The 25,652-nt window shown below is 72.0% G+C and carries 23 protein-coding genes; 6 read left to right on the forward strand and 17 right to left on the reverse strand.

What is annotated here, in order from left to right; genetic code table 11:
* Position 1: 1 nt before the first annotated feature.
* From zwf to pgl, 3 genes are all read left to right on the forward strand, one after another.
* The gene (gene zwf, locus ACN263_RS20065; RefSeq protein WP_422735912.1) at positions 2 to 1,543 is read left to right on the forward strand and encodes a glucose-6-phosphate dehydrogenase; all 1,542 of its coding nucleotides are present in this window, start codon (positions 2 to 4) and stop codon (positions 1,541 to 1,543) included.
* Positions 1,540 to 2,556 (forward strand): glucose-6-phosphate dehydrogenase assembly protein OpcA, encoded by a 1,017-nt coding sequence (locus ACN263_RS20070; RefSeq protein WP_422735914.1) that lies wholly within the window; start codon positions 1,540 to 1,542, stop codon positions 2,554 to 2,556. Before zwf ends, ACN263_RS20070 begins: the two co-directional genes overlap by 4 nt.
* Positions 2,557 to 2,679: 123 nt before the next feature.
* On the forward strand, positions 2,680 to 3,450 hold the full coding sequence (gene pgl, locus ACN263_RS20075; RefSeq protein WP_422735915.1) for a 6-phosphogluconolactonase: 771 nt from the start codon (positions 2,680 to 2,682) through the stop codon (positions 3,448 to 3,450).
* A gap of 92 nt (positions 3,451 to 3,542) precedes the next feature.
* Here the strand turns inward: pgl and ACN263_RS20080 are convergent, their stop codons facing one another.
* The 10 genes from ACN263_RS20080 to ACN263_RS20125 form a co-directional block, all read right to left on the reverse strand.
* Positions 3,543 to 3,884, reverse strand: a complete 342-nt coding sequence (locus tag ACN263_RS20080) for an RNA polymerase-binding protein RbpA (protein WP_357134282.1) — start codon at positions 3,882 to 3,884, stop codon at positions 3,543 to 3,545.
* Between the two features lie 142 nt (positions 3,885 to 4,026).
* Positions 4,027 to 4,287: a preprotein translocase subunit SecG gene (gene secG, locus ACN263_RS20085; RefSeq protein WP_422735916.1), complete on the reverse strand. Its 261-nt coding sequence runs from the start codon at positions 4,285 to 4,287 to the stop codon at positions 4,027 to 4,029.
* A gap of 95 nt (positions 4,288 to 4,382) precedes the next feature.
* On the reverse strand, positions 4,383 to 5,174 hold the full coding sequence (gene tpiA / locus ACN263_RS20090) for a triose-phosphate isomerase (protein WP_422735917.1): 792 nt from the start codon (positions 5,172 to 5,174) through the stop codon (positions 4,383 to 4,385).
* Positions 5,175 to 5,176: 2 nt separating this feature from the next.
* The gene (locus ACN263_RS20095; protein ID WP_422735918.1) at positions 5,177 to 6,376 is read right to left on the reverse strand and encodes a phosphoglycerate kinase; all 1,200 of its coding nucleotides are present in this window, start codon (positions 6,374 to 6,376) and stop codon (positions 5,177 to 5,179) included.
* Positions 6,373 to 7,377: a type I glyceraldehyde-3-phosphate dehydrogenase gene (gap, locus tag ACN263_RS20100; protein ID WP_422735919.1), complete on the reverse strand. Its 1,005-nt coding sequence runs from the start codon at positions 7,375 to 7,377 to the stop codon at positions 6,373 to 6,375. Before gap ends, ACN263_RS20095 begins: the two co-directional genes overlap by 4 nt.
* A gap of 265 nt (positions 7,378 to 7,642) precedes the next feature.
* The gene (gene whiA / locus ACN263_RS20105; protein WP_030337350.1) at positions 7,643 to 8,623 is read right to left on the reverse strand and encodes a DNA-binding protein WhiA; all 981 of its coding nucleotides are present in this window, start codon (positions 8,621 to 8,623) and stop codon (positions 7,643 to 7,645) included.
* Between the two features lie 54 nt (positions 8,624 to 8,677).
* Positions 8,678 to 9,829, reverse strand: a complete 1,152-nt coding sequence (locus tag ACN263_RS20110; RefSeq protein WP_422735920.1) for a gluconeogenesis factor YvcK family protein — start codon at positions 9,827 to 9,829, stop codon at positions 8,678 to 8,680.
* Entirely contained in the window at positions 9,826 to 10,731 is a 906-nt protein-coding gene (gene rapZ / locus ACN263_RS20115) for an RNase adapter RapZ (RefSeq protein ID WP_422735921.1), read from the reverse strand. Before rapZ ends, ACN263_RS20110 begins: the two co-directional genes overlap by 4 nt.
* A gap of 142 nt (positions 10,732 to 10,873) precedes the next feature.
* Positions 10,874 to 11,077 (reverse strand): DUF397 domain-containing protein, encoded by a 204-nt coding sequence (locus tag ACN263_RS20120; protein ID WP_422735922.1) that lies wholly within the window; start codon positions 11,075 to 11,077, stop codon positions 10,874 to 10,876.
* Positions 11,078 to 11,101: 24 nt separating this feature from the next.
* Positions 11,102 to 11,956: a DUF5753 domain-containing protein gene (locus ACN263_RS20125; RefSeq protein ID WP_422740765.1), complete on the reverse strand. Its 855-nt coding sequence runs from the start codon at positions 11,954 to 11,956 to the stop codon at positions 11,102 to 11,104.
* Positions 11,957 to 12,104: 148 nt separating this feature from the next.
* Here ACN263_RS20125 and ACN263_RS20130 point away from each other — a divergent pair, with 148 nt between their 5' ends.
* Both ACN263_RS20130 and recQ read left to right on the forward strand, forming a co-directional pair.
* A complete protein-coding gene (locus tag ACN263_RS20130) occupies positions 12,105 to 12,593 on the forward strand; it encodes a hypothetical protein (protein WP_422735923.1) in 489 nt (162 codons plus the stop codon).
* A 72-nt stretch (positions 12,594 to 12,665) separates the two neighbouring features.
* Positions 12,666 to 14,507 (forward strand): DNA helicase RecQ, encoded by a 1,842-nt coding sequence (gene recQ / locus ACN263_RS20135; RefSeq protein ID WP_422735924.1) that lies wholly within the window; start codon positions 12,666 to 12,668, stop codon positions 14,505 to 14,507.
* Positions 14,508 to 14,565: 58 nt separating this feature from the next.
* On the opposite strand, the gene ACN263_RS20140 is transcribed toward recQ, so the two are convergent.
* The 5 genes from ACN263_RS20140 to rsgA all read right to left on the reverse strand — a co-directional run bounded on the left by ACN263_RS20140 (position 14,566) and on the right by rsgA (position 23,035).
* Positions 14,566 to 15,225 (reverse strand): C39 family peptidase, encoded by a 660-nt coding sequence (locus tag ACN263_RS20140; RefSeq protein WP_422735925.1) that lies wholly within the window; start codon positions 15,223 to 15,225, stop codon positions 14,566 to 14,568.
* 700 nt (positions 15,226 to 15,925) lie between these two features.
* The gene (uvrC, locus tag ACN263_RS20145; RefSeq protein WP_422735926.1) at positions 15,926 to 17,962 is read right to left on the reverse strand and encodes an excinuclease ABC subunit UvrC; all 2,037 of its coding nucleotides are present in this window, start codon (positions 17,960 to 17,962) and stop codon (positions 15,926 to 15,928) included.
* A 167-nt stretch (positions 17,963 to 18,129) separates the two neighbouring features.
* Positions 18,130 to 18,612, reverse strand: a complete 483-nt coding sequence (locus ACN263_RS20150) for a Rieske (2Fe-2S) protein (protein WP_396799301.1) — start codon at positions 18,610 to 18,612, stop codon at positions 18,130 to 18,132.
* 159 nt (positions 18,613 to 18,771) lie between these two features.
* Positions 18,772 to 21,717: an excinuclease ABC subunit UvrA gene (gene uvrA / locus ACN263_RS20155; protein ID WP_422735927.1), complete on the reverse strand. Its 2,946-nt coding sequence runs from the start codon at positions 21,715 to 21,717 to the stop codon at positions 18,772 to 18,774.
* Positions 21,718 to 21,964: 247 nt separating this feature from the next.
* On the reverse strand, positions 21,965 to 23,035 hold the full coding sequence (gene rsgA, locus ACN263_RS20160; protein ID WP_422735928.1) for a ribosome small subunit-dependent GTPase A: 1,071 nt from the start codon (positions 23,033 to 23,035) through the stop codon (positions 21,965 to 21,967).
* Between the two features lie 269 nt (positions 23,036 to 23,304).
* On the opposite strand from rsgA, the gene ACN263_RS20165 reads away from it, so the two are divergent.
* Positions 23,305 to 23,958 carry an MBL fold metallo-hydrolase gene (locus ACN263_RS20165; RefSeq protein ID WP_422735929.1) on the forward strand — a complete coding sequence of 218 codons (654 nt, stop codon included), beginning with the start codon at positions 23,305 to 23,307 and terminating at the stop codon, positions 23,956 to 23,958.
* A gap of 232 nt (positions 23,959 to 24,190) precedes the next feature.
* Here ACN263_RS20165 and ACN263_RS20170 read toward each other — a convergent pair whose 3' ends face one another.
* Both ACN263_RS20170 and ACN263_RS20175 read right to left on the reverse strand, forming a co-directional pair.
* Positions 24,191 to 24,799 carry a DedA family protein gene (locus ACN263_RS20170; protein WP_422735930.1) on the reverse strand — a complete coding sequence of 203 codons (609 nt, stop codon included), beginning with the start codon at positions 24,797 to 24,799 and terminating at the stop codon, positions 24,191 to 24,193.
* A gap of 102 nt (positions 24,800 to 24,901) precedes the next feature.
* Positions 24,902 to 25,597: a class I SAM-dependent methyltransferase gene (locus ACN263_RS20175; RefSeq protein ID WP_422735931.1), complete on the reverse strand. Its 696-nt coding sequence runs from the start codon at positions 25,595 to 25,597 to the stop codon at positions 24,902 to 24,904.
* Positions 25,598 to 25,652: the final 55 nt, after the last annotated feature.

Genomic DNA, 25,652 nt, shown 5'->3' on the forward strand with positions numbered 1-25,652 from the left:
GATGGACGCTGTGACAGAAGGCGGCTCGACGAACCCGCTGCGTGACCCGCAGGACCGCCGGTTGCCCCGGATCCCCGAGCCGTGCGCTCTGGTGATCTTCGGGGTGACCGGCGACCTGGCCCGCAAGAAGCTGCTCCCCGCGGTCTACGACCTGGCGAACCGGGGGCTGCTGCCGCCCGGTTTCGTGGTGCTCGGCTTCGCGCGTCGTGACTGGGGCGACGGTGACTTCGAGACGCTGGCCTGCGAGGCGGCCAAGAAGCACGCCCGTACGCCGTGGCGGGACGAGGTGTGGGCGCGGCTGGCCGGCAACATCAAGTTCGTGGGCGGCTCGTTCGACGACGACGCCGCCTTCGACCAGCTCGCCTCGACCCTGGACGAGCTGCGGCAGAGCCACGGCATCGCCGGCAACGCGGCGTTCTACTTCTCCATCCCCCCGGCCGCCTTCCCGGTGGTGCTCAAGCAGTTGGCCCGCACCGGCATGGCCGACAACGAGAAGTCCGGCGGGTGGCGGCGGGTCGTGGTGGAGAAGCCGTTCGGCAACGACCTGCCGTCGGCGAAGGCGCTCAACGACCTCGTCGACGACGTGTTCACCCGCCAGGACGTCTTCCGGATCGACCACTACCTGGGCAAGGAGACGGTCCAGAACATCCTCGCCCTGCGGTTCGCCAACAACCTGTTCGAGCCGCTGTGGAACTCGAAGTACGTCGACTCGGTGCAGATCACCATGGCCGAGGACGTTGGCATCGGCACCCGGGCCGGCTTCTACGACACCGTAGGCACGGCCCGCGACGTCCTGCAGAACCACCTGCTCCAACTCCTGGCCCTGGTGGCCATGGAGGAGCCGACCAGCTTCGACGCCGACGAGATCCGCGCCGAGAAGCTGAAGGTGCTCAAGGCGATCACCCTGCCGAAGGACGTGGCCCGGGACACCGTCCGGGGCCAGTACCTGCCCGGCTGGGTGGGCGGCGAGCGCGCGGTCGGCTACCGGGAGGAGCAGGACGTCCCGGCCGACTCCACCACGGAGACGTACGTGGCGGTCCGCCTCGGCATCCAGAACCGGCGCTGGGCCGAGGTGCCGTTCTACATCCGGGCCGGCAAGCGTCTCCCCCGGCGGGTCACCGAGGTCGCCATCATGTTCAAGAAGGCGCCGCACCTGCCGTTCAACGACGCCGACATGGAGTCGCTGGGCAACAACCAGTTGGTGATCCGGGTGCAGCCGGACGAGGGCGTGGTGCTCAAGTTCGGCTCGAAGGTGCCGGGCACCACCATGGAGGTCCGCGACATCGCGATGGACTTCCAGTACGGCGAGGCGTTCACCGAGTCCAGCCCCGAGGCGTACGAGCGGCTGGTGCTGGACGTGCTGATCGGGGACCGCACCCTGTTCCCGGACGCCGCCGAGGTCGAGCAGAGCTGGCAGGTCATCGACCCGCTGGAGCACGCCTGGGTGGGCACCACGCCGGAGCCGTACCGGGCCGGCGAGTGGGGGCCGCGGGCGGCCGACGAGATGCTGGCCCGCGAGGGCCGCGCTTGGAGAAGAGCATGATCGGGCTGTGGGACACCACCGGCAACGAGGTGGTCAAGGCGCTGGCCGCCGAGCGGCGGAGCGCCGGTGGTGTGGCCAGCGGCATGGCGCTCACCCTCATCGTGGTGGTGGACGAGAAGCGGGTCCGCGAGGCGGAGGCGGCGGCGACCATCGCCGCCGCCGCCCACCCCTGCCGGCTGGTCGTCGTGGTCCGCTCGGACATCGAGCGGGACCGGAACCGGCTGGACGCGGAGATCGTCGTCGGTGGTCGGCTCGGCCCGTGCGAGGCGGTGGTCACCCGGATGTACGGGCGGCTCGCCCTGCACGCCGAGTCGGTGGTGATGCCGCTGCTGGTGCCGGACGTACCGGTGGTGACCTGGTGGCACGGTGAGCCGCCCGCGGAGATCGCCACCGACTTCCTCGGCGTGGTCGCCGACCGGCGGATCACCGACACCGCGCAGGCCGCCGACCCGGTGGAGGCGCTGCGCCAGCGGGCCCGGGACTACGCCCCGGGCGACACCGACCTGGCGTGGACCCGGATCACCCCGTGGCGGACCCTGGTGGCCGGTGCGTTCGACACCACCGAGGCGAAGGTCACCGAGGCGACAATCGTCGCGCCGCCCACCGACCCGACGGCGGCGCTGATGGCCGGCTGGCTGTCCAGCCGGCTCGGCATCACCCCGCGGCGGGTGGACAGCGACGAGTTCCCCCGCATGCGCGAGGTTCAGCTGACCTGCGCGAACGGCGACAAGCTGACGCTGACCCGCGAGGAGAGCCTGGCCGTGTTCCGGCGGACCGGCCAGGAGGACCGGACGCTGCCGCTGGTCCGTCGGCCGCTCGGTGACGAGCTGGCCGAGGAGCTGCGCCGCCTCGACGCCGACCAGGTGTACGCGGAGGCGCTGGGCGCGACCGCCGGCCTCCGGGGTCTGGAGCAGCGCCCGCCGCAGCGGGTGCACGTCTGGAAGGACCCGGCCACGGCCCAGCGCGCGGAGGCCGGCGTCACCGCGCACAGCGGCACGAGCGGCGACAGCTGAGCTGCACCACACCGGCGGGGCCGGGACGTCACGTCCCGGCCCTCGACCGCCACCTCCGGACACTCCCGTCCGGGTACGACGCGACAGCGACCGCCCCGCGGTCCGGAAACGAAGGCACAACGCATGAGTGAGGCGAGTGTCGCCGTCCACGCCGACGCCGACCTGCTGGCGCAGGCCGTGGCGGCCCGACTGCTGGTGAAGGTGCTCGACGCCCAGGCCGACCGGGGTGAGGCCGCGGTGGTCCTCACCGGTGGTCGGATCGCCGCCGCCGTGTACCGGGCGGTGGCGCAGCTGCCGGCCCGCGACGCGGTCGACTGGTCCCGGGTCGACGTGTGGTGGGGCGACGAGCGGTTCCTGCCGTCCGGCGACCCGGAGCGCAACGAGACCCAGGCCCGCGCCGCCCTGCTGGACGCGGTGCCGCTGGACCCGGCCCGGGTGCACGCCATGCCGGCCTCCGACGGCCCGGCCGGCAACGACCCCGAGGCGGCCGCCGCCGCGTACGCCGAGGAACTGGCCCGCGCCGCCCGGCCGGGGCACGCGGCGCTGCCGCACTTCGACGTCCTGATGCTCGGGGTGGGCGAGGACGGGCACGTCGCCTCGGTCTTCCCGGAGCACCCGGTGCACCACGACACCCGGCCGGTCAGCGCGGTGCGGGGCAGCCCGAAGCCGCCGCCGGTGCGGACCACCCTCACCCTGTCGGCGATCAACACCGCCGAGGAGGTCTGGCTGGTGGCCGGCGGCGCCGACAAGGCCCGCGCGGTGGGCATGGCGCTGGCCGGCGCGGGGCCGGTGCAGGTGCCGGCCGCCGGGGTGCACGGCGTGGACCGTACCCGCTGGTTGTTGGACCGTGCGGCCGCCGCCGACGTGCCGGCCCGCTTCCGCAGCCTGCGCTAGGGCGTCACCCCGCACAGCGCACGATCTCCCGCCTCAGCCTGCGCTGGACGCGACGAGCGGGCCCCTCGCCGCACGGTGCGGGGCCCGTTCGGCTATTCGCCGCGTCGGCGGCGCAGCGCGGCGAGGGCCTCGGCCAGCAACGCCTCCCCCTCCTCGGCGGTCCGCCGTTCCTTCACGTACGCCAGGTGGCTCTTGTACGGCTCGGCGCGGACCCGTCCGGGCGGGTTCTCGGCGTCCAGGCCGGCGGGGAGCCCGCAGCGCGGGCAGTCCCACAGCGGCGGCGCCGTGGCGTCGGCCGCGATCCGGATGTCGGTCTGGTGGTCGTTGCGGCACCAGTAGGTGACGGCCTGTCGGGGGGCCGGTTGGTGCCGCTCGTCCGGGCGCATGGGCGCGGACCCGACGCGGGCGCCACGGATGACGTTGCCACTGGGCACGGCTGCTCGCTCCTGTCGTCGGAGGGGACCCGCCGCCGTCGGGGGTGGGCGGCGGGCGACGCGGTGGTGCAGCGGAGAAAAGACTGCGCGCGGCCCGTCGAGTGACGGACCGCGCGCAGATTGTACGACTTGGCGGGCTCGCTCAGGTGCCGCTGCTCATCTGGAGACGGAGCCAGAGCCCCAGCCCGACGATCGCCGCGAACCAGACGACACCCACCAGAACGGTGTACCGGTCCAGGTTCTTCTCGGCCACCGAGGAGCCGGCGAGGCTGGAGCTGACACCGCCGCCGAACATGCTCGACAACCCGCCGCCCTTACCGCGGTGCAGCAGGATGAGCAGGGTGAGCAGAACGCTCGTGATGACCAGCAACACGATCAACGTGTATGCGAACCAGATCGGCATGGCTGGGGGCAGTCCTCTCGTAGCGATCCTCGCCCGGACAGGTCGGGCACTCCGGCACCGGCCGGTGGACGGGCGGTGTCCAGAATAGCGAGCGATCAGCGAGCGATGTGCTCGGGGAACCGGCAGATCTGCGCGAATTCCTCCGCGTCCAGGCTCGCGCCGCCCACCAGGGCGCCGTCCACGTCCAGCTGGGCCATGATCGAGGCGACGTTCGACGCCTTGACCGAGCCGCCGTAGAGGACCCGGACGGCGTCGGCGGTCTCGGCGTCGAAGCGCTCCGCCAACCGCTGGCGGACCGCGCCGCAGACCTCCTGGGCGTCCTCCGGGGTGGCCGTCTTGCCGGTGCCGATCGCCCAGACCGGCTCGTACGCGATGACCACCTGGCGTACCTGCTCGGGGGTGAGCCCGGCGAGGCCACCGTCGAGCTGGTCGGAGCAGTGCGCCACATGGGTGCCCTGCTCACGCACGTCCAGCCCCTCCCCCACGCAGAGGATGGGGGTCAGGCCGTGCGTCAGCGCCGCCTTCACCTTGGCGTTGACCACCGTGTCGTCCTCGTGGTGGTAGGCCCGCCGCTCGGAGTGCCCGACCACCACGTACGTGCAGCCGAGCTTGGCGAGCATCGCGCCGGAGATGTCACCGGTGTACGCGCCGGACGCGTGCGGGGAGAGGTCCTGCCCGCCGTAGCCGATCAGCAGCTTGTCGCCGTCCACCGCCGTCTGCACGGTGCGCAGGTCGGTGAAGGGCGGCAGCACGACGGTCTCCACGTCGGTGAGCTGCTTCTCGCTGAGGCTCGCGGCCAGCTTCTGCACCAGCAGGTTGGCCTCGAGGTGGTTGAGGTTCATCTTCCAGTTGCCGGCCATCAGCGGCCGACGGGTCGTGCTCGCCATGCTCAGTTCTCCAGGGCCGCGATGCCGGGGAGGGTCTTGCCCTCCAGGTACTCCAGGGAGGCGCCGCCGCCGGTGGAGATGTGACCGAAGCTCGACTCGTCCAGCCCCAACGCCCGCACGGCAGCCGCGCTGTCACCGCCGCCGACGACGCTGAACGCGTCGGCCTTGGTGATCGCCTCGGCGATGCCCCGGGTGCCCGCCGCGAAGGCGGCCATCTCGAACACGCCCATCGGCCCGTTCCAGAAGATCGTCTTGGCCTGCGACAGGGCGGCCGCGAAGCCGGCCACCGTCTCCGGGCCGACGTCCAGGCCGAGCCGGTGGCTCGGGATGCCGTCGACGCGGACCGTGTCGTGCGCGGCGTCCGGCGCGAACGCGTCCGCGACCACCACGTCGACCGGGAGCATGATCTTGCCGTTGGCCCGCTCCAGCAGGTTGCGGCAGGTCTCGACCATGTCCTTCTCGAGCAGCGAGGTGCCCACCTCCAGGCCCTGGGCCTTGAGGAAGGTGAAGCACATTCCGCCGCCGATGAGCAGCCGGTCGACCGTCGGCAGCAGCGCCTCGATCACGGCCAGCTTGTCGGAGACCTTGGACCCGCCGAGCACCACCACGTACGGCCGCTCGGGCTCGCTGGTCAGCTTGGAGAGCACCTCGACCTCGCGCAGCACCAGCCGGCCGGCGACGTGCGGCAGCCGCGCCGGCACGTCGTACACGCTGGCGTGCTTGCGGTGCACGGCGCCGAACGCGTCGTCGACGTACGCGTCACCGAACGCGGCGAGCTGGTCGGCGAACGCGCCCCGCTCGGCCTCGTCCTTGCTGGTCTCACCGGCGTTGAAGCGCAGGTTCTCCAGCAGGGCGACCTGGCCGTCGGCCAGGTCGGCGACGGTGGAGCGGGCCGACTCACCGACCGTGTCGGTGGCGAACCGCACCGGGGCGCCCAGCAGCTCACCGAGCCGCCCGGCGACCGGGCTCAGACTGAACTGCGGGTCGGGCGCGCCCTTGGGACGGCCCAGGTGCGAGCAGACGACCACCTTCGCGCCGGCCTCGACCAGCGCGCCGAGGGTCGGCAGCACCGCGCGGATGCGCCCGTCATCAGTGATCGCACCGGTCTGCTTGTCGAGCGGGACGTTCAGGTCGGCGCGCACCAGCACGCGCCGACCCGACACCCCCTCGGCGAGCAGGTCGTCGAGGGTCCGGATGCTCACAGCGACGAACCGACCAGCTTGACGAGGTCGACGAGGCGGTTCGAGTAACCCCACTCGTTGTCGTACCAGCCGACGACCTTGACCTGGTTGCCGATGACCTTGGTCAGCGGCGCGTCGAAGATGCACGACGCCGGGTCGGTGACGATGTCGGCGGAGACGATCGGGTCCTCGTTGTAGACCAGGATGCCCTTGAGCGGGCCCTCGGCGGCGGCCTTCAGCGCGGCGTTGACCTCGTCCACGGTGGTCTCCCGGCCGACCTCGACGGTCAGGTCGGTGGCCGAGCCGGTCGGGATCGGCACCCGCAGCGCGTACCCGTCGAGCTTGCCCTTCAGCTCCGGCAGCACCAGGCCGATGGCCTTCGCGGCGCCGGTGGAGGTCGGCACGATGTTCAGCGCGGCGGCGCGCGCCCGGCGCAGGTCCTTGTGCGGCGCGTCCTGCAGGTTCTGGTCCTGGGTGTACGCGTGGATCGTCGTCATCAGACCCTTGGTGATGCCGAACGTGTCCTGCAGGACCTTCGCCATCGGGGCGAGGCAGTTCGTCGTGCACGAGGCGTTGGAGATGATGGTGTGCTTCGCCGGGTCGTAGGTGTCGTGGTTGACACCCATCACCACGGTGACGTCCTCGTTCTTCGCCGGGGCGGAGATGATGACCTTCTTGGCGCCACCGTCGATGTGCGCCTTGGCCTTGGTGCCGTCGGTGAAGAAGCCCGTCGACTCGATGACGACGTCCGCGCCGACCTCGCCCCAGGGCAGCGCCGACGGGTCCTTCTCGGCGAACGCCTTGATGGTCTTGCCGCCCACGGTGATCTCGTCGGCGGTGGCCTTGACCTCGTACGGCAGGCGACCCAGGATGCTGTCGTACTTGAGCAGGTGGGCGAGCGTGCCGTTGTCGGTCAGGTCGTTGACCGCCACGACCTCGATGTCGGCGTCGGACGCCAGCACTGCCCGGAAGAAGTTACGGCCGATTCGGCCAAAGCCGTTGATGCCAACCCGGATGGTCACAGGTCCCATCTCCTCGCGTTCTGGTCCGCCGGCTGCACTCAACGGGCCGGCGGGAATGGTGTGCGCCGACCGTTGGAGCCGGCCGTCGACGGTTCATCTCGGCCACCCCGCCGCGCGGTCTGAGGACCTGACCGCCCGAGGCGGTGGGCACGACGAGAAGTGCCGATGTCGGCCCCCTTGCCGTACTCAGCGACCCTATCCGAGCGTGCGGGACCACGCTGCGCCGGGTCGTGCTCCCGGCGCACCGTACGGGCCCACCGTCCTATCAGACCACGAGCATGTCGGGCGTGACGGCTGCTTCGGTATCCGGGATGCCGAGGTCCCGGGCCCGCTTGTCGGCCAGCGCCAGCAGGCGGCGGATCCGCCCGGCGATGGCGTCCTTGGTCAGTGGCGGGTCGGCCAGCGCGCCCAGCTCCTCCAGCGACGCCTGCCGGTGCTCCAGGCGCAGCCGTCCGGCGTCGGTGAGGTGGTTGGGCGCCTCGTCGGCAAGGATCTCCAGCGCCCGGGTGACCCGGGCGGCGGCGGCCACCGCGGCGCGCGCCGAGCGGCGCAGGTTCGCGTCGTCGAAGTTGGCCAGCCGGTTGGCGGTGGCCCGCACCTCCCGGCGTACCCGACGCTCCTCCCAGGCCAGCACGCTGGAGTGCGCGCCGATGCGGGTGAGCAGCGCGGCGATCGCGTCGCCGTCCTTGACGACCACCCGGTCCACCCCGCGTACCTCACGGTTCTTGGCCGTGATGCCGATCCGGCGGGCCGCGCCGACCAGCGCGAGCGCCGACTCCGGCCCCGGGCAGGTGATCTCCAACGCGCTGGAGCGGCCGGGCTCGGTGAGCGAGCCGTGCGCCATGAACGCGCCCCGCCACGCCGAGACCGCGCAGCAGACGTTCGCCGCCACCACGTGCGGGGGCAGCCCGCGCACCGGCCGACCACGCACGTCGAGCAGGCCGGTCTGCCGGGCGAGCGCCTCGCCGTCCTTGACCACCCGGACGATGAAGTGGCTGCCCTTGCGCAGCCCGCCGGAGGCGAGCACGTGGATCTCGCTCGGGTAGCCGTACACCTCGGCGATCTCCCGGCGCAGCCGACGCGCCACCGCGCCGGTGTCCAGTTCCGCCTCCACCACCACCCGGCCGGAGACGATGTGCAGCCCTCCGGCGAAGCGGAGCAGCGCGGCCATCTCCGCCCGCCGACAGCAGGGCTTGGGCACGTCGACCCGACTCAGCTCGTCCTTGACCGCAGCCGTCATCGCCATTGTGCGTCCCCTCACGGACCTGTTCCGGCGTGTCGCCGGTGATTACGTACGTGTCTAACGATCGGCGCCCAGGACAGGCACCAGCGCGGCGCCCAGGGCAGCCGGATCATGGCGGGGAGTGCCGTCGGCGACGGCAACGGGGGCGAGGACCAGGCGGGCACCCAGCGATTCTGCCGCACGTTCGACCGGTTCCGGGTCACCCACCGCCTTGGCGTCCGCCAGCACGAGATCCACCTTTAACTCGGGCAGGTACCAGTGCAGCGCCGCCAGATGATCGGCGACCGAGAGGCCGAGGGTCTCCTTCTCCGCGGCCAGGTTCAGCGTGACCAGCCGTCGGGCCGGGCTGGACACGATCGCGTCGGCCAACTGCGGCACCAGCAGGTGCGGCAGCACGCTCGTGTACCAGCTCCCCGGACCGAAGATCAACCAGTCCGCCGCGCCGATCGCGGCGAGGGCCTCGGCGCAGGCGGCCGGGGCGACCGGGGTCAGCCGCAGCGACTCGACCCGTCCGGTGGTGACCGCCACCTGGTGCTGGCCGCGCACGGTCCGCACCTCGTCCGGGGCGTCCGGGTCCACCCCACGCACCCGCGCCTCGATGTCGACCGGCTGGCGCGACATCGGCAGCACCCGCCCGACCGCGCCGAGCATCGCCCCGGCGTGGTCCAGCGCCGCCACCGGGTCGCCGAGCAGCTCCATGAGGCCGGAGAGCACCAGGTTCCCCACCGCGTGCCCGGCCAGCCCGTCCGTCTTCTGCGCGTCGCGCGCCGCCGGGTCCGCGCCTGTCGGGTTTCCGGCACCCGGGTCCGCGTCCCTCCGCCGCGCGTCGCCCGCTGCCGGGGCCGCGTGCGCTCGGGCCGCCGGGTCCGCGTCGGGGCCGGCCGCGTCCGCCGCCGCCGGGGCCGCGTCGGTCCCGGCGTGCTGGAGTACGCGGACAGCCTCCACCGCCGCGAAGCGGTGCTGGAAGAGCCCGGCGCTGCGTCGGGTGGCCGGATGGTCGCCGGCCAGCGCGACCAGAGCCTGGCGCAGGTCGCCCGGGGGCAGGCCGCCCCGCTCGGCGCGCAACCGGCCACTGGACCCGCCGTCGTCGCCGACCGTCACCACGGCGGTGATGTCCAGGTCGAGTTCGGGGGCGCAGTGCCGCAGCGCGCGCAGCGACGCCGACAGGCCGTGCCCGCCGCCGAACGCCACCACCCGACGCGTCGTCATTCCCGCCCCAGGTCGCGGTGCTGGGCGTTGGCCGCCAGCCCCGCCTGGCGCAGCCGGCCGGCCAGCTCCTCGGCGATGGCCACGCTGCGGTGCTTGCCGCCGGTGCAGCCCACGGCCACCGTCAGGTACCGCTTGCCCTCCCGCTCGAAGCCCGTGGTGGTGGCGTTGACCAGGTCGGCGTACGAGGCGACGAAGGCGTCCGCGCCCTCCTGCCCCAGCACGTACGCGCTGACCGCCTCCTCCCGCCCGGTGTGCTCGCGCAGCTCCGGCACCCAGTACGGGTTGGGCAGGAACCGGGCGTCGAGCACGAAGTCGGCGTCCGGCGGCAGGCCGTACTTGAAGCCGAACGAGAGCACGGTCACCCGCAGCCGGCGGGCGTCCTCGCCGCCGAACAGCTCCTCGATGCGCCGGCGGAGCTGGTTGACGTTCAGGTGGCTGGTGTCGATGATCACGTCGGCCTGGTCGCGGGCCTCCTCCAGCAGCCCGCGCTCGACGGCGATACCGTCGGCGAGCCGTCCGTCCCCCTGCAACGGGTGCGACCGCCGGACGCTCTCGAACCGACGGATCAGCACCTCGTCGTCGGCGTCGACGAACACCACCCGGGGCGAGAAGCCGCGCTCCTTCAGCTCCCGGATCGCCCCGGCCAGGTCGGTGGAGAAGGCGCGCGAGCGGACGTCCAGGACCATCGCGGTACGCCGGGCGGCCCCACCGGCCTTGACCGCCAACTCGGCCATGTCGAGCATGAGCGCCTGCGGCAGGTTGTCCACGACGTAGTAGCCGACGTTCTCCAACGCGCGGGCCACGGTGCTGCGACCGCCCCCGGACAGTCCGGTGACCACCACCAGGGTCGTTTCCGACTCGGCCGTGGGCTGCCCGTCACCGGTTGTGTGCGCCTCGCTCACCCGTACCCCCAAGACGTGGCGCCGCGGCCGCCGTCGGCCGCGATTGGTCAATCAGCGACTCTATCCCGCCGTCCGGGATCGGGACGGGCGCGGATGGCGGGTCGGACGTGTGGCAGCGCCGTCAGCCTCGTGCGGGCAACGGTCAGACGCGCGGGTCGCTCCGTAGACCGGTCACGAACGACGACCACGCGTCCCGACCGAAGACGAGCGCCGGGCCGTCCGGGTCCTTGGAGTCCCGCACCGCCAGCCCGGCAGGGAGTACGGCCACCTCGACGCAGTTCGAATCGTTCGCGCCACTACGGCTGCTCTTGCGCCAGGAAACCCGTGCCAGCTTCGCGGGGGCCATCGGCAGCGCTCCAAGGTGTCGGACTCAGTCCGGGACCTCAGCAGCAACCCGCGCGAGAAGGTCCGCAGACCGGTCGGGGTCGAGCGCTTTGGCCCGGAGGTGGTCGAACATGAGTCTATATCGGGCCACCTGCCGGTCCTCCTCCAGCAACAGGGTGCTGGAGTCATTGCTGAGATACACCACGGCCGGGTCGAGCACCGGGTCGGCGTAGTCCAGCAGGGTGAAGGCTCCGGCCATCGCCGCGTGCGCGCCGGCCGAGAACGGCAGGACCTGGATTTCGACCGAGGGCATCGCGCACGCTTCGATCAGACGGGTGAGCTGCGCACGCATCACCTTCGGGCCGCCGATCACCCGTCGAACTGCGGCCTCATCCAACACCGCCCACAGGGACGGCGGCACGTCACGCGACAGTAGTGCCTTGCGGGCGAGCCTTGCCGCCACAACTCTGTCGGTCTCGTCCTGGTCGGCGGTGCTGCGGCCCGCTCTGACGATGGCGCGGACGTACTCCTCCGTCTGCAACAGGCCGGGGACGTACAGGCACTCGAACGCGCTGATCGAGGTGGCCTCCGCCTCGAAGCCGACGTAGTCGTCCGGCAGCACGTCGCCGTACGCGCTCCACCATCCCTTCTGGCGCGACTGCCGGAGCAGCGCGGTCAGCGAATCCCGCTCGTCCTCGGCTGCGTCGTAGAGGTCGAGCAGTGGAGGCAGGTCCTTGGGCATCACCCGCGAGTGTCCGAGTTCGAAGCGGATGACCTTGGTCCGGTGCCAGCCCAGGATCTTGGCGACCTCCTCGGCGGTGTGGCCGGTGCGGTCCCGCAGGCGGCGCAACTCGCGCCGCAGCCGGCGGGCCCTGATCGTCGGACTGGGCACCTGCGCCATCGCCACCGTCACCTCCACTGTGATCGATCGATTCTTGCCCAAGAGTCACTCCCGAGCAAGCATCCACGCAAAGAAATCACGACGTTGCATTTCTGGCGTGCTTCGTTCAGTCTCTTGGTGAACACCCGCTACGGAGAGGCAGGGCATCGTGACGGACAATCGATCGTCTGGCGGGGAGCGGGAGTCACGGCGACCCCGTGATGTCCAGGACGACCTGAGCGCGCTGCTCGACCGGGCCGATGTGTCCGAGCGGGTCCGGGCCGCCATCGCGTTCGCGTTGGCGAAGCCGGAGGCGCTGTCGTCGTACCTCATCTCTCTTGGTCCCACGGAGCGCGAGCGGCCGGCGGGCCGGCGCTGGACGCTGCACCTGTCCTACCTGGCGACCGACCTGATGGAGGCCCGCGACCAGGCCGTGGTCTACACGGAGGGGTTGACGACGCTGCGCCCCGAGGTGGCCGCCGGGGCCGCGCTGCTGTCCCGGGCCGACGCCTGGCAGCACGTCGAGCCGGTGTTCTGCGGCCGGAGCGGCCCCGACAACGAAGTCTGCATGGACGTCACCGGGCACCCCGGCTTCCACAGCGCGGCCGGCATCGGAGGGCTCTGCTGGGGCGACGGGGACGGCACGGCGGGGCGGTGACTGGCACGGCGCGGCGGACGCGCCGGCCGCCGCGCGGGCGGTGCTGTCGGGGACAACTCGTAGACTCCGCGGATGGCTTCCCCGACCGACCTGCGTACCGACGACGCGCTGGGGGCGCTGCGCCGGGTGTTCGGCTACGACGCCTTCCGCGGCTTCCAGCAGCAGGTCATCGACCATGTCGTCGCCGGCGGTGACGCGCTGGTGCTGATGCCCACCGGTGGCGGCAAATCGCTGTGCTACCAGATCCCGGCCCTGGTGCGCGACGGCGTCGCGGTCGTCGTGTCGCCGCTGATCGCGCTCATGCAGGACCAGGTGGACGCGCTCACCGCGGTCGGCGTACGCGCCGGCTTCCTCAACTCGACACAGACCCTCGACGCCCGCCGCCGGGTCGAGGCGGCCTTCGTCGCCGGCGAGTTGGACCTGCTCTACCTGGCGCCGGAGGCGCTCGGCGTCCGGTCCACCCTCGCCCTGCTGGACCGGGGGCGCATCGCCCTGTTCGCGATCGACGAGGCGCACTGCGTGTCCCAGTGGGGGCACGACTTCCGGCCCGACTACCTGGCCCTGTCGATGCTGCACGAGCGGTGGCCGCAGGTCCCCCGGATCGCGTTGACCGCCACCGCGACCAGCGCCACCCGCCGCGAGATCGCCACCAGGCTGGGCCTCGACGACGCGCGGCACTTCGTGGCCAGCTTCGACCGGCCCAACATCCAGTACCGGATCGCGCCCAAGCGCGAGCCGCGCAAGCAACTCCTGGCCCTGCTGCGCGACGAGCATCCGGGCGACGCGGGCATCGTGTACTGCCTGTCCCGCGCCTCGGTCGACAAGACCGCCGAGTTCCTGACCGCCAACGGCATCGCCGCGCTGCCCTACCACGCCGGCCTCGACGCGGCGACCCGCGCCGCCAACCAGCAACGCTTCCTGCGCGAGGACGGCCTCGTCATGGTGGCCACCATCGCCTTCGGCATGGGCATCGACAAGCCCGACGTCCGCTTCGTGGCCCACCTCGACCTGCCCAAGTCGGTCGAGGGCTACTACCAGGAGACCGGTCGCGCCGGCCGGGACGGGCTGCCGTCCACCGCCTGGCTGGCGTACGGCCTCCAGGACGTGGTGCAGCAGCGCAAGATGATCGAGACGTCGGACGGCGACCTCGCCCACCGCCGCAACCTCGCCGCGCACCTGGACGCCATGCTCGCGCTCTGCGAGACGGTCCGGTGCCGGCGGGTGCAGTTGCTCGAATACTTCGGCGAGACCGCCACGTCGGCCTGCGGCAACTGCGACACCTGCCTCAACCCGCCGGAGTCCTGGGACGGCACGGTCGCCGCCCAGAAGCTGCTGTCCACCGTGTTCCGCCTCGACCGCGAGCGCAACCAGCGGTTCGGCGCCGGGCACTGCGTCGACATCCTGCTCGGCAAGCAGACCGACAAGATCAGCCAGTACGGCCACGACACGCTGACCGTCTTCGGTATCGGCACCGAGTTGAGCGAGGCCGAGTGGCGGGGCGTGGTCCGGCAGCTCCTCGCCGAGGGGCTGCTCGCCGTCGAGGGCGACTACGGCACGCTCGCCCTGACCGAGGCGAGCGCCGACGTGCTGGGCCGCCGCCGTAGCGTGACGATGCGCCGCGAGCCGGAGAAGCCGGCGTCGAGCCGCTCGTCGAAGCCGCGTGGCTCGTCCACCGTCGTGGCCGAGCTGACCCCGGCCGCCGCGTCCGTCTTCGAGCGGCTGCGCGCCTGGCGGGCGGCCACCGCCAAGGAGCAGGGCGTTCCGGCGTACGTCATCTTCCACGACGCCACGCTTCGCCAGATCGCCAGCGACGGGCCCGCCTCGCTGGCCGAGCTGTCCCGCGTCAGCGGGGTCGGCGAGAACAAGCTCGCCAAGTACGGCGAGCAGATCCTGGCCGTCCTCGCCGACGAGTGACCCCCAGGCATGCCGAAAGGGCCGGACCCCGTGGGGTCCGGCCCTTGTCGGTTGGTTCTTAGCTGGTGGCGTAGCCGCGGGTGGCGATCCAGTCGGCGAGGTGCTCGACGGTGATCTGGTAGGAGGCGGTGTTCGGGTCGGCGGAGTCGGCGATGGTGACGACGTTGCCGTTGTCGCGGTAGCCGACGACGCTGATGTAGTGCCCGCCCTCGAACGAGTGCACCCCACCGTCGGTGTCGGTGCTGGTGCCGGCGATGTTGGCGACCACGGCCCGACCGTTGTCCACGGTCTTGACGATGTCGGCGCGCAGCGTGTCGGTCTGCTTGGCGTCGGCGTCGGGGCTGCTGATCTCCACCGAGTGGTAGGCGTCGCTCTTGCCGGTCTCCTTGTTCAGGACCGGGGTGATGTCGTTGATGCTGTTGGTGCCGGCCTCGGTGGTGCCCATCTCCTTGGCCATGGCGTCCACGCTGATGTCCTTGCCCTGGACGCTCAGGGCGTTACGGGCCGCGGCGGGGCCGCAGTAGTAGAAGTTCGGCTGGGCCTCGTACCGCACGCCGAGTTCCCGCTCACCGTGACCCTTACGGTCCGACTGGGTCTGGGTGGTGGGCTTGGCGTCGGCCATGGCGTACGCGGCGGTCACCGGTCCGGCGATGGCGCCACCGGTGAACGCGAGGCCAGCGGCGGTCAGAGCGGTCTTACGAATCAGATCGGTACGCATGATGGCGTGCTCCTCTGCTTCATCGGGGGATACGCACACGGCACACGGGGGGCGTGCCGAGCGGAGTTCTAGGGATTCAGCCCGGCGACCCGACGAAGGGGTCTGCGCGGGGCTGGTGCAACGGTCCGGGTCGGCGGGTCATTCCCCACCGGGGGCCGGGGACGGCCGGTGGTGCTCGGCCGTGCGGGGGGTGTAACGACGCCGGCCCGGCGGGTGTTCCCGGCCGCTGCCCTGCGCTGCCAGCCCGAGGGTCGCGGCGCCATGGCAGGTGTAACGACCCGGCCCGGCCCGCGATTCCGCCTCCACGATGACACCGGCCACAGCACACCACGCCCCTGAAAAGGACAAACCTCGCAGCGCACCACTGCCCGGCGCGCTTCGGGCGGGTGATCGTCTCGGCTTCGCCGACATGGTGGGGGCATCTCCGCGCAGGGATGCCCATCGACGACCTGGAGACGATCAGATCGAGGGATGCTGCACCGAAGCCACATATAGGGGACAAAACGTCCGCATATGACAGGCATCGCCTTCACGGGCTGGCCCATGATCTGCACAACTTCGGCCATGTTGCTGCCTCAGTCCGTCGTGAGGCAGCAACATCCCCGAAAGTGCTGCCTACCGTCCCGTGATCCACACGACTTCGGCGATATCGCGCTATCCCAGCCCGGTTGTTAGCCCGATATCGGCGAAGTCGAGTCGATCACGGCCAGGGCAACCCCTCGACCGCTGACCCAGCGGCAGAAGTCGCCCCCGCGTCGGGGGTCGGCTGGGTGCTGTCGTCGGGTCGTGGGCCCGTATCCAGGGCGGCAAGGATCGCCTCGGCGGTACGACGACCGACCCCGGGCACCTCGGTGATCTCTTCGACGGTCGCCGAGGAGAGCCGCTTGAGGGAGCCGAAGTGCCGGAGCAGCGCCTTGCGGCGTACCTCGCCCAGACCGGGGACGTTGTCGAGCGCCGACTCGGTCATCCGCTTGGAGCGACGCTGGCGGTGGAACGTGATGGCGAAGCGGTGCGCCTCGTCGCGGACGCGTTGCAGCAGGTAGAGGCCTTCGGAGGTACGCGGCAGGATGACCGGGAACTCGTCGTCGGGGAGCCACACCTCCTCCAGCCGCTTGGCGAGGCCGCACAGCGCGACGTCGTCGATGCCCAGGTCGGCGAGGGCCTGGGCGGCGGCCGCGACCTGCGGGGCGCCGCCGTCGACGACCACCAGCTGCGGCGGGTACGCGAACTTCCGGGGCCGGCCGGTGGTCGGGTCGATCAGGACGCCGACCTGCGGGTCGACCGGGTCGACCGGGGTGGCCGGATCGTCGGCCGACTCCACACCCACCTCGCCCGTCTCGGCGCGCGCGTCGAGGTAGCGGGCGAAGCGGCGGCGCAGCACCTCGGACATCGCGGACAGATCGTCGGTGGCGCCCCGGACGATGAACCGCCGGTACTCGCTCTTGCGGGGCAACCCGTCCTCGAAGACCACCATGCTGGCCACCACGTCGGTGCCCTGGATCTGGGAGATGTCGAAGCACTCGATGCGCAGCGGCGAGGTACGCATGCCCAGCGCCTCGCTGATCTCGTCGAGCGCCTTGCCACGCGTGGTCAGGTCGCCGGAGCGCTTGAGCTTGTGGCGGGCCAGCGCGTCCTTGGCGTTGCGCTCGACCGTCTCCAGGAGGGTGCGCTTGTCGCCGCGCTGCGGCACACGCAACGACACCCGGCTGCCCCGGTGGCTGGTGAGCCAGTCGGCCAGCGCGTCGGCGTCCGCCGGCAGCTCGGGCACCAGCAACTCCCGGGGTACGTCCGCTTCGCCGTGCTCGCCGCCGTACACCTGGGTGCAGAAGTGGTGGACCAGGTCGCCGGTGGTCAGGTCCTCCGTCTTCTCCACCACCCAACCGCGCTGGCCACGGACCCGGCCGTCGCGGACGTGGAAGACCTGTACGGCCGCTTCGAGCGGGTCGTCGGCGAACGCCACCACGTCGGCGTCGGTGCCGTCGCCGAGCACGACGGTCTGCTTCTCCATGGCCCGGCGCAGGGCGGCCACGTCGTCGCGCAGCCGGGCGGCCCGCTCGAACTCCAACGCCTCGCTGGCCTCGGTCATCTCGCGTTCGATCTTGCGAACCATGGTGTCGGTCTTTCCGGCCATGAAGTCGCAGAACCCGTCGACGATGGCGCGGTGCTCGTCGGCCGAGACGGTGCCGACGCACGGGGCCGAGCACTTGCCGATGTAGCCCAGCAGGCAGGGGCGGCCGACCTGACCGGCCCGCTTGAACACGCCGGCCGAGCAGGTCCGCGCCGGGAACACCCGCAGCAGCAGGTCGAGGGTCTCCCGGATGGCCCAGGCGTGCGAGTACGGCCCGAAGTAGCGCACACCCTTGCGTTTCGCGCCGCGCATCACCTGGAGTCGCGGGTACTCCTCGTCGAGGGTGACGGCCAGATAGGGGTACGACTTGTCGTCGCGGTAGCGGACGTTGAACCGGGGGTCGTACTGCTTGATCCAGGTGAACTCCTGCTGGAGCGCCTCGACCTCGGTGCCGACGGTGATCCAGTCCACCGACTCGGCGGTGGTGACCATCTGGCGGGTGCGCTCGTGCAGGTTCCAGACGTCGCCGAAGTAGGAGTTGAGCCGGCTGCGCAGGTTTTTCGCCTTGCCGACGTAGATCACTCGGCCGGTGCCGTCGCGGAAGCGGTAGACCCCCGGTGACTCCGGGATGGTGCCGGGTGCGGGACGGTAGGTCGAGGGGTCAGCCACGCCACCAAGCCTAGTCCGCACCCCCGACACCCCACCGCAGGCACGTGATCAACCCCGGCTTCCCGGAAGTCGGGGTGTCGGAGAGCCGTAGGCACCCCGACTTCCGGGAACGCGAGTTGATCAAGGGCCGGGCGGGCGCGCGGCCCAGCCGGCCAGCAGCCCAGCCGTCAGGCCAGGGAGATCTGGTCGCCGGTGACCTTGATCTCCTTCGGCGGCAGCGGCTTCTTGGCCGGACCGGCCTTCACCGAGCCGTCCTCGATCGAGAACTTGCTGCCGTGGCAGGTGCAGTTGATGGTGCCGCCGTCGACGTTCGACACGGGGCAGTTCTGGTGCGTACAGATGGGGCTGAAGCCCTTGAACTGACCGGCCGTGGGCTGGGTGATGACCACGCCCTCGGCGGCGAGGATCTTGCCGCCGCCGACCGGGATGTCGGCGGTGGTGGCCAGCGACTGGGCGTTCTGCCGGTCGCCGCCACCGGCGTCGCCGGTGCTGGGCACGGCGGGGCCACCGCTGGTGGGTGAGTCGCTGCCGCTGCCGTCGTCACTGCCGCACGCCGCCAGGACGACGGCCGCGCCGACCGCCCCGACGCCGGTGAGCAGGGTACGACGGGTCTGCGTACCCGGTCCGGTCAGCGCCTGATCGTCGCTCATGCCTCGCCTCTCTCTCGCCCAGCGCGCCGGTCCGAAAGCCGGCCACACTTCCTTCCACGCGCAACTCTGCCGGATAGTTCACGCCGGCATCCGTGCGACCCCGGCAAAAGGGGCGGGGCGGATCGTCGCCCGACCCGCCCCGCGAGAGTTGCGTAGTGGTCAGCGCGCGCCGGCCGGCACCTTGCGGGTCGTCCGCGCCTTGGTCGCGCCGTTGGCCTTGGCGGCCCGGGTGGTGGCCGCCGCCGCGCCCTTGGCCTCGCCGTCGAGCTTGAGCACTCCGCGCAGGAACTGGCCAGTGTGGCTCTCGGCCACCTCGGCGACCTCCTCCGGGGTGCCGGTGGCGAGCACCGTGCCGCCCCGGTGACCACCCTCGGGGCCCATGTCGATGAGCCAGTCGGCGGTCTTGATCACATCGAGGTTGTGCTCGATCGTGATCACCGTGTTGCCCTTGTCGACCAGGCCCTCGAGCACCATCAGCAGCTTGCGGATGTCCTCGAAGTGCAGACCGGTGGTCGGCTCGTCGAGCACGTACACCGTGCGGCCGGTGGAGCGCTTCTGCAGCTCGGAGGCGAGCTTGACCCGCTGCGCCTCACCGCCGGAGAGGGTCGGCGCGGGCTGACCGAGGCGGACGTAGCCCAGACCGACGTCGACCAGGGTCTTGAGGTGCCGGTGGATGGCCGGGATGGCGGAGAAGAACTCGGCGGCCTCCTCGATCGGCATCTCCAGCACGTCCGAGACGGTCTTGCCCTTGTAGTGCACCTCCAGGGTCTCCCGGTTGTACCGGGCGCCCTTGCAGACCTCGCAGGGGACGTACACGTCGGGCAGGAAGTTCATCTCGATCTTGATGGTGCCGTCGCCGGAGCACGCCTCGCAGCGGCCGCCCTTGACGTTGAACGAGAACCGGCCCGGCCCGTACCCCCGGACCTTGGCCTCGGTGGTCTCGGCGAAGAGCTTGCGGACGTGGTCCCAGACACCGGTGTAGGTGGCCGGGTTGGAGCGGGGCGTACGGCCGATCGGCGACTGGTCCACGCCCACGACCTTGTCCACGTGCTCCAACCCGGAGACCCGGGTGTGCCGCCCGGGCACCAGCCGGGCGCCGTTGATCTGGTTGGCCAGCACCGCGTACAGGATGTCGTTGACAAGCGTCGACTTGCCCGAGCCGCTGACGCCGGTGACCGCGATGAGCTGACCCAGCGGGAACGAGACCGTCAGGTTGCGCAGGTTGTGCTCGCGCGCGCCGTGCACCACCAACTCGCGGTCCCTGGTCTGCGGGCGACGCGTCGCGGGGGTCGGGATCGACCGCTTCCCGGACAGGTACGCCCCGGTGATCGACTCCTTGTTCTTCAGCAGCGCCGGCACCGAGCCGCTGTGCACGATCTTGCCGCCGTGCTCGCCCGCGCCGGGGCCGATGTCGACGATCCAGTCGGCGACCCGGATGGTGTCCTCGTCATGCTCCACCACGATCAGCGTGTTGCCCAGCCCGCGCAGCCGGATCAGCGTCTCGATGAGCCGGTGGTTGTCGCGCTGGTGCAGCCCGATCGACGGCTCGTCGAGCACGTAGAGCACGCCGACCAGGCCCGAGCCGATCTGGGTGGCGAGCCGGATGCGCTGCGCCTCACCGCCGGAGAGCGTGCCGGCCGGCCGGTCCAGGGAGAGGTAGTCCAGGCCGACGTCGAGCAGGAACCGCAGCCGGGCGTTGATCTCCTTGAGGACGCGCTCGGCGATCATCTTCTGCCGGTCGGTCAGCTCGATGCCGGCGAGCAGGTCGGCGCACTCCCCCACGGACAGGTTGCAGACCTCGGCGATGCTCTTGCCGGCCAGGGTGACGGCGAGCACCTCGGGCTTGAGCCGGGCGCCCCCGCACGCCGCGCACGGCACGTCGCGCATGTAGCCCTCGTACTTGTCGCGGGACCACTCGGACTCGGTGTCGGAGTGCCGGCGCTCGATCCACTGCACCACACCCTCGAAGCCGGTGTAGTAGGAGCGCTCGCGGCCGTACTTGTTGCGGTAACGCACGTGCACCTGGTCGTCGGAGCCGTGCAGGATCGTCTTCTGTGCCCGCGCCGGCAACGCCCGCCACGGGGTGTCGACGTCGAAGTGCTGGGACTCGCCGAGCGCTTCCAGCAGGCGCAGGAAGTATTCCAGGTTGTGCCCGGTGGACCAGGGCTGGATGGCGCCCTCGCGCAGGCTGCGCTCCGGGTCCGGCACCAGCAGCTCCGGGTCGACCTCCTTCTTGGTGCCCAGGCCGGTGCACTCCGGGCAGGCGCCGTACGGCGCGTTGAAGGAGAACACCCGGGGCTCGAGGTCCTCGATGGCGAGCGGGTGGTCGTTGGGGCAGGCCAGGTGCTCGGAGTAGCGGCGCTCCCGGTCCGGGTCGTCCTCCGGCAGGTCGACGAAGTCGAGCAGCACCAGGCCGCTGGACAGGCCGAGCGCGGCCTCGACCGAGTCGGTCAGCCGCTGCTTGGCGGTCGGCTTGACGGTGAGCCGGTCGATCACCACCTCGATGGTGTGCTTCTCCTGCTTCTTGAGCTTCGGCGGCTCGGTCAGCGGGTGGACCACGCCGTCGACGCGGGCCCGGGCGTACCCCTTGGCCTGCAACTCGGCGAAGAGGTCGACGTACTCGCCCTTGCGGCCCCGGATGACCGGCGCGAGCACCATGAACTTCGTGCCCTCGGCCATCGCCAGGACCCGGTCGACGATCTGCTGCGGGCTCTGCTTGGAGATCCGCTCGCCGCAGACCGGGCAGTGCGGCTCACCGATGCGGGCGAAGAGCAGCCGCAGGTAGTCGTAGACCTCGGTGATGGTGCCGACGGTCGAGCGCGGGTTACGCGAGGTGGACTTCTGGTCGATCGAGACGGCCGGGCTCAGCCCTTCGATGAAGTCGACGTCGGGCTTGTCCATCTGCCCGAGGAACTGCCGGGCGTACGACGACAGCGACTCCACGTACCGCCGCTGGCCCTCGGCGAAGATCGTGTCGAAGGCCAGGCTCGACTTGCCCGACCCGGACAGCCCGGTGAACACGATGAGAGCGTCCCGGGGCAGGTCGAGACTGACGTCACGCAGGTTGTGCTCGCGCGCGCCACGGATGATGAGTCGGTCGGCCACGGTACGTGTACTCCCGGGTGAAGGTGAAGCGGAGGGTCTGTCCCGCTCTGTGCTGATTACGAGCGGTCTCTGCTCGTTTTTGAGCGGTCGTGCGGGCGCGGAAAACACGCCTCGGCAACTCTAGCCCCGAGGTACGACAGTTTCCCCCGCCCGCACATTCCCCCAGCTCAGCACGGTTGGCCGCGCCGACCGGGCACCCTCGCCACAGGCCGCCGTCGCTTCAGTGACGCACCCGGCGACCGCCCGGTCAGTAGCCACCGGGCGACGGCGGGCGGGCCGCCCGACGCCGCGCCGAGCGCCAGCCGCCGCGTCGCTCGGCGGCCAGTCGCGCCTCGCGCCGCCGACTCTCGTGCGCCACCTCGCCCTGCAACCGCCGCCAACTCTCCCAGCGGCGGGCGGACAACTCGCCGGCACGCAGCGCATCGCGGACCGCGCAGGCCGGCTCGCCGTCGTGCCGGCAGTCGGCGTACCGGCAGCCCTCGGCCAGCCCCGCGATGTCGGCGAACGCCCGGTCCAGCCCGGCCACGCCGTCGAGCAGACCGACCGCGCGGACGCCCGGCGTGTCGATCACCGCGCCGCCGCCGGGGATCGGCACCAACGCCCGCCAGGTGGTGGTGTGCCGGCCCTTGCCGTCGACCCGGCGGATCGCCTGGGTCGGCATCATCACCGCGCCGGCGAGCGCGTTGACCAGGCTCGACTTGCCCGCGCCGGACGGCCCGAGCAACCCCAGCGTGCGACCCGGCGCGACCTCGGCGCGCAGCGGGGCCAACCCGGTGCCGCGCTCGGCGCTGACCGGCAGCACCGGCACGCCCGGTGCGACCGCGGCGAGTTGACGGGCCAGCGCGGCCGGGTCGGCCGCGAGGTCGGACTTCGTCAGCACCACGAGCGGCCGGGCCCCGGACTCGTGGACCAGGGACAGCAGCCGCTCGATGCGGCCGACGTCCGGCTCCGGGTGCACCGGCTCCACCACGGCGGCCGCGTCGAGGTTCGCGGCCAGCACCTGGCCGCTGGCGTCCTTGCCGGCGGTACGGCGGACCAGCGCGGCCCGCCGGGGCAGCACGGTCCGCACCGTGACCCGGCGGTCCGGCCAGTGTGTGAGCAACACCCAGTCCCCCGCGCAGGGCAGCGCGGAGGGGTCCTGGGCCGCGGCGGCCAGCACGGACGGGCCGAGGCTGGCGCGGACCGGGCCGTCGGTGGTGAGCACCGTGCAGACCCCCCGGTCCACCCGGGCCACCCGGCCCGGGTGGCGCTCGCCACGTCGGGCGGCGTACGACGCCCGGTCGGCGTCCCAGCCGAGGGCGGTCAGATCGATCGTCATGGCATCCTCATCGGTGTCGAGCGGGTGATGGCGGAACATGCGTGCCACGTCCGGCATGAACACCACCTCCGTCCGACGTCCGAGTGCCGCATGTGACGCCGACGGTAGGGCGCGGCGCGACGCGCCGAAAGCGATTTCCGTGACGACGGCGCAACGCGCGCCCGCTAGGGTCGACGGGTGCGCCCGGCCGCGCCGCCCGATCGGCGTGGCGTGCGGCCACCGCACGGCCGCCGAGCACCTCCCCCACCCGGAATGGATGTCGACACGTCATGACCTACAGCGGAGATGTCACCCACGGCGGCCCGCCGGCGGTACGGGAGTTGTCCGGGCTCACGATCAGCAAGCTGTCGGTCGGCCCCATGGACAACAACGCCTACCTGCTGCGCTGCTCCGGCACCGGCGACCAGGTGTTGATCGACGCCGCCAACGAGGCGCCCCGGCTGCTGGAGCTGATCGGTGACGGCGACCTGACCGCCGTGGTCACCACCCACCAGCACATGGACCACTGGGTGGCGCTGGAGGAGGTGGTCGCCAAGACCGGCGCGCGGGCCCTGGTGCACGCCGACGACGCGTCCGGTCTGCCGATCGAGGCGGAGCACCTGGCCGAGGGCGACACCGTCGCGGTGGGTGACTGCGCGCTGGAGGTCATCCACATCAAGGGGCACACCCCCGGGTCGATCGCGTTGCTCTACCGCGACCCGGCCGGCACCGCCCACCTCTTCACCGGCGACAGTCTCTTCCCCGGTGGCGTAGGGAACACGGACAAGGACCCGCAGCGCTTCGCCGCCTTGATCGACGACGTCGAGCACAAGCTGTTCGACCAACTGCCGGACGACACCTGGTTCTACCCGGGCCACGGCAAGGACAGCACCCTGGGCGCCGAGCGCCCGTCCCTCCCCCAGTGGCGAACCCGAGGCTGGTAACCCACGCCGCCCCCGGACCGGGTCACCACGAGAGCCCTACCGCGCCACTCCAGCGGGTCACCCAACGCTGACCCAGAACCACTGAAGGTCAACACCAGCACCGGCAGACCGCGACCGTGCCGGCGGACCGAGACCACCACGGGGGCGGGGGCCTGCCGTGCCCGGCGCAGGGATCAAGCCTGACCGCCCGGAGCCGGGCACGGCAGGCCCCCGCCCCCCACCGCAACAAACGTCAGCCAGCCAGAGCGGACAGCCGCCGCCGCGCCCCCAGCAACACGACCGAGGCCAGCACCAGCCCCACCCCCATGGTCACCAGCAGCGGGCTGGGCGCCCCCGGCAGCAGCGCGGCCAGCGACCGGGACGCGGTGCCCAGCGCCAGGTAGAGACCGGCCCAGGCGGCCGCGCCGACGGCCGCGCAGCCGAGGAACCGCCGGTACGACATCCGCAGCCCACCGGCGGCGAGCGGCAGCAGGGCGTTGAACACCGGCAGGAACGGCGCGACCATCACCATCCGCCCGCCGCCACGGTTGAGGATCCCCTCGGCCGCACTCCACCGGGACTCGCCGATCCAGCCACCGATGCGGCTGCGGCGCAGGGAGTCGGCGTACCGGCGGCCGATCAGGAAGCTCAGCGACCAGCCGGCCAGGCACCCGACGAGCACCGCGGCGAAGGTGGCCAGCCCGGTGGCCGGGCGGCCCACCCCGACCGCCGCCAGGATCGCCACGTCACCGGGGACGAGCACGCCCAGCAGCGGTACGGCGTCGAAGAGCATCACCAGCCCGAGTACGCCCATCAGCACCAGGATGGGCAGCTCTCCGACCTGGGCCAGCCAATGCGTCATGCCTCGTACGCTATGGCCGCCGGACCACCGCGGACATCCGGTCGCAGCCCTTACCGCCCCCTGGTGTCCACCTCGGGGTCACCCCTGAGAGGGCCGGCCGGGTCACGCCGGTCGCAGCACCCGTACCCGGCGGGGCGACGGGTCCACCGACGGCTCGGTGGTGGGCACCGGGTAGTCGGCCAGCACCAGCAACCCGTCGGCGGGCAGGTGCCCCCGCCCGGGGTCGCCGACCAGCACCTCGGCGCCGGCGGCGACGGCCCGGCGCAGGAACGGCAGCATCCTGGCGGCCATCGGGCGGCTGTAGAACACGTCCCCGGCGACCACCAGGTCCGCGTCGGGTCCGTCCCGGTCGAGCAGGTCGTCGCCGCTGGTGTCGACGGTGACCCGGTTGGCGCGGGCGTTGACCGTGACGGCCGCCACGGCGTACGGATCGATGTCGTTGGCGACGACGTCGGCGGCGCCGGCCAGCGCGGCGGCGATGCCCACCAGTCCCGACCCGGCGGCGAGGTCGAGGACGCGACGCCCCGCGGCCAGTTCCGGATGGTCCAGCAGGTGCCGGGCGAGCGCCTGGCCGCCGGCCCAGGCGGAGGCCCAGTACGGCGGCGCGAGGGCGTGCCCGGCGAGCGCCTCCATCCGGGCCCACCAGACGATCGCGTCCTCGGCGAGGTGCAGCCGCACCTCCGGGACGAACGGGGTGGGCACCAGCCGGAGCCGGTCCAGGCCGGAACCGGGCGCGTCGATTTCGCGCTCCAGCTCGGACAGCGCGACGGCTGCGGCACCCCTCATCGGCGCAAGCATGCCGCACGACGGGGTGATCGGGGCGGCTTTGGCGCGCGCGCGACGCGCAGTGTTC

Origin of the sequence: Micromonospora sp. WMMD729, assembly GCF_049315225.1 — a bacterium.
Taxonomy (GTDB): domain Bacteria; phylum Actinomycetota; class Actinomycetes; order Mycobacteriales; family Micromonosporaceae; genus Micromonospora.

What these genes read in the sequence shown, in the direction of transcription:
- ACN263_RS20140 (WP_422735925.1), bottom strand. Translation starts at nt 15,225, where the DNA reads ATGCGTACCGATCTGATTCGTAAGACCGCTCTGACCGCCGCTGGCCTC.
- ACN263_RS20165 (WP_422735929.1), top strand. Translation starts at nt 23,305, where the DNA reads ATGACCTACAGCGGAGATGTCACCCACGGCGGCCCGCCGGCGGTACGG.
- ACN263_RS20175 (WP_422735931.1), bottom strand. Translation starts at nt 25,597, where the DNA reads ATGCTTGCGCCGATGAGGGGTGCCGCAGCCGTCGCGCTGTCCGAGCTG.
- recQ (WP_422735924.1), top strand. Translation starts at nt 12,666, where the DNA reads ATGGCTTCCCCGACCGACCTGCGTACCGACGACGCGCTGGGGGCGCTG.
- zwf (WP_422735912.1), top strand. Translation starts at nt 2, where the DNA reads ATGGACGCTGTGACAGAAGGCGGCTCGACGAACCCGCTGCGTGACCCG.
- ACN263_RS20070 (WP_422735914.1), top strand. Translation starts at nt 1,540, where the DNA reads ATGATCGGGCTGTGGGACACCACCGGCAACGAGGTGGTCAAGGCGCTG.
- ACN263_RS20125 (WP_422740765.1), bottom strand. Translation starts at nt 11,956, where the DNA reads ATGGCGCAGGTGCCCAGTCCGACGATCAGGGCCCGCCGGCTGCGGCGC.
- secG (WP_422735916.1), bottom strand. Translation starts at nt 4,287, where the DNA reads ATGCCGATCTGGTTCGCATACACGTTGATCGTGTTGCTGGTCATCACG.
- ACN263_RS20120 (WP_422735922.1), bottom strand. Translation starts at nt 11,077, where the DNA reads ATGGCCCCCGCGAAGCTGGCACGGGTTTCCTGGCGCAAGAGCAGCCGT.
- pgl (WP_422735915.1), top strand. Translation starts at nt 2,680, where the DNA reads ATGAGTGAGGCGAGTGTCGCCGTCCACGCCGACGCCGACCTGCTGGCG.
- rsgA (WP_422735928.1), bottom strand. Translation starts at nt 23,035, where the DNA reads ATGACGATCGATCTGACCGCCCTCGGCTGGGACGCCGACCGGGCGTCG.
- ACN263_RS20150 (WP_396799301.1), bottom strand. Translation starts at nt 18,612, where the DNA reads ATGAGCGACGATCAGGCGCTGACCGGACCGGGTACGCAGACCCGTCGT.
- ACN263_RS20170 (WP_422735930.1), bottom strand. Translation starts at nt 24,799, where the DNA reads ATGACGCATTGGCTGGCCCAGGTCGGAGAGCTGCCCATCCTGGTGCTG.
- ACN263_RS20110 (WP_422735920.1), bottom strand. Translation starts at nt 9,829, where the DNA reads ATGACGACGCGTCGGGTGGTGGCGTTCGGCGGCGGGCACGGCCTGTCG.
- tpiA (WP_422735917.1), bottom strand. Translation starts at nt 5,174, where the DNA reads ATGGCGAGCACGACCCGTCGGCCGCTGATGGCCGGCAACTGGAAGATG.
- whiA (WP_030337350.1), bottom strand. Translation starts at nt 8,623, where the DNA reads ATGGCGATGACGGCTGCGGTCAAGGACGAGCTGAGTCGGGTCGACGTG.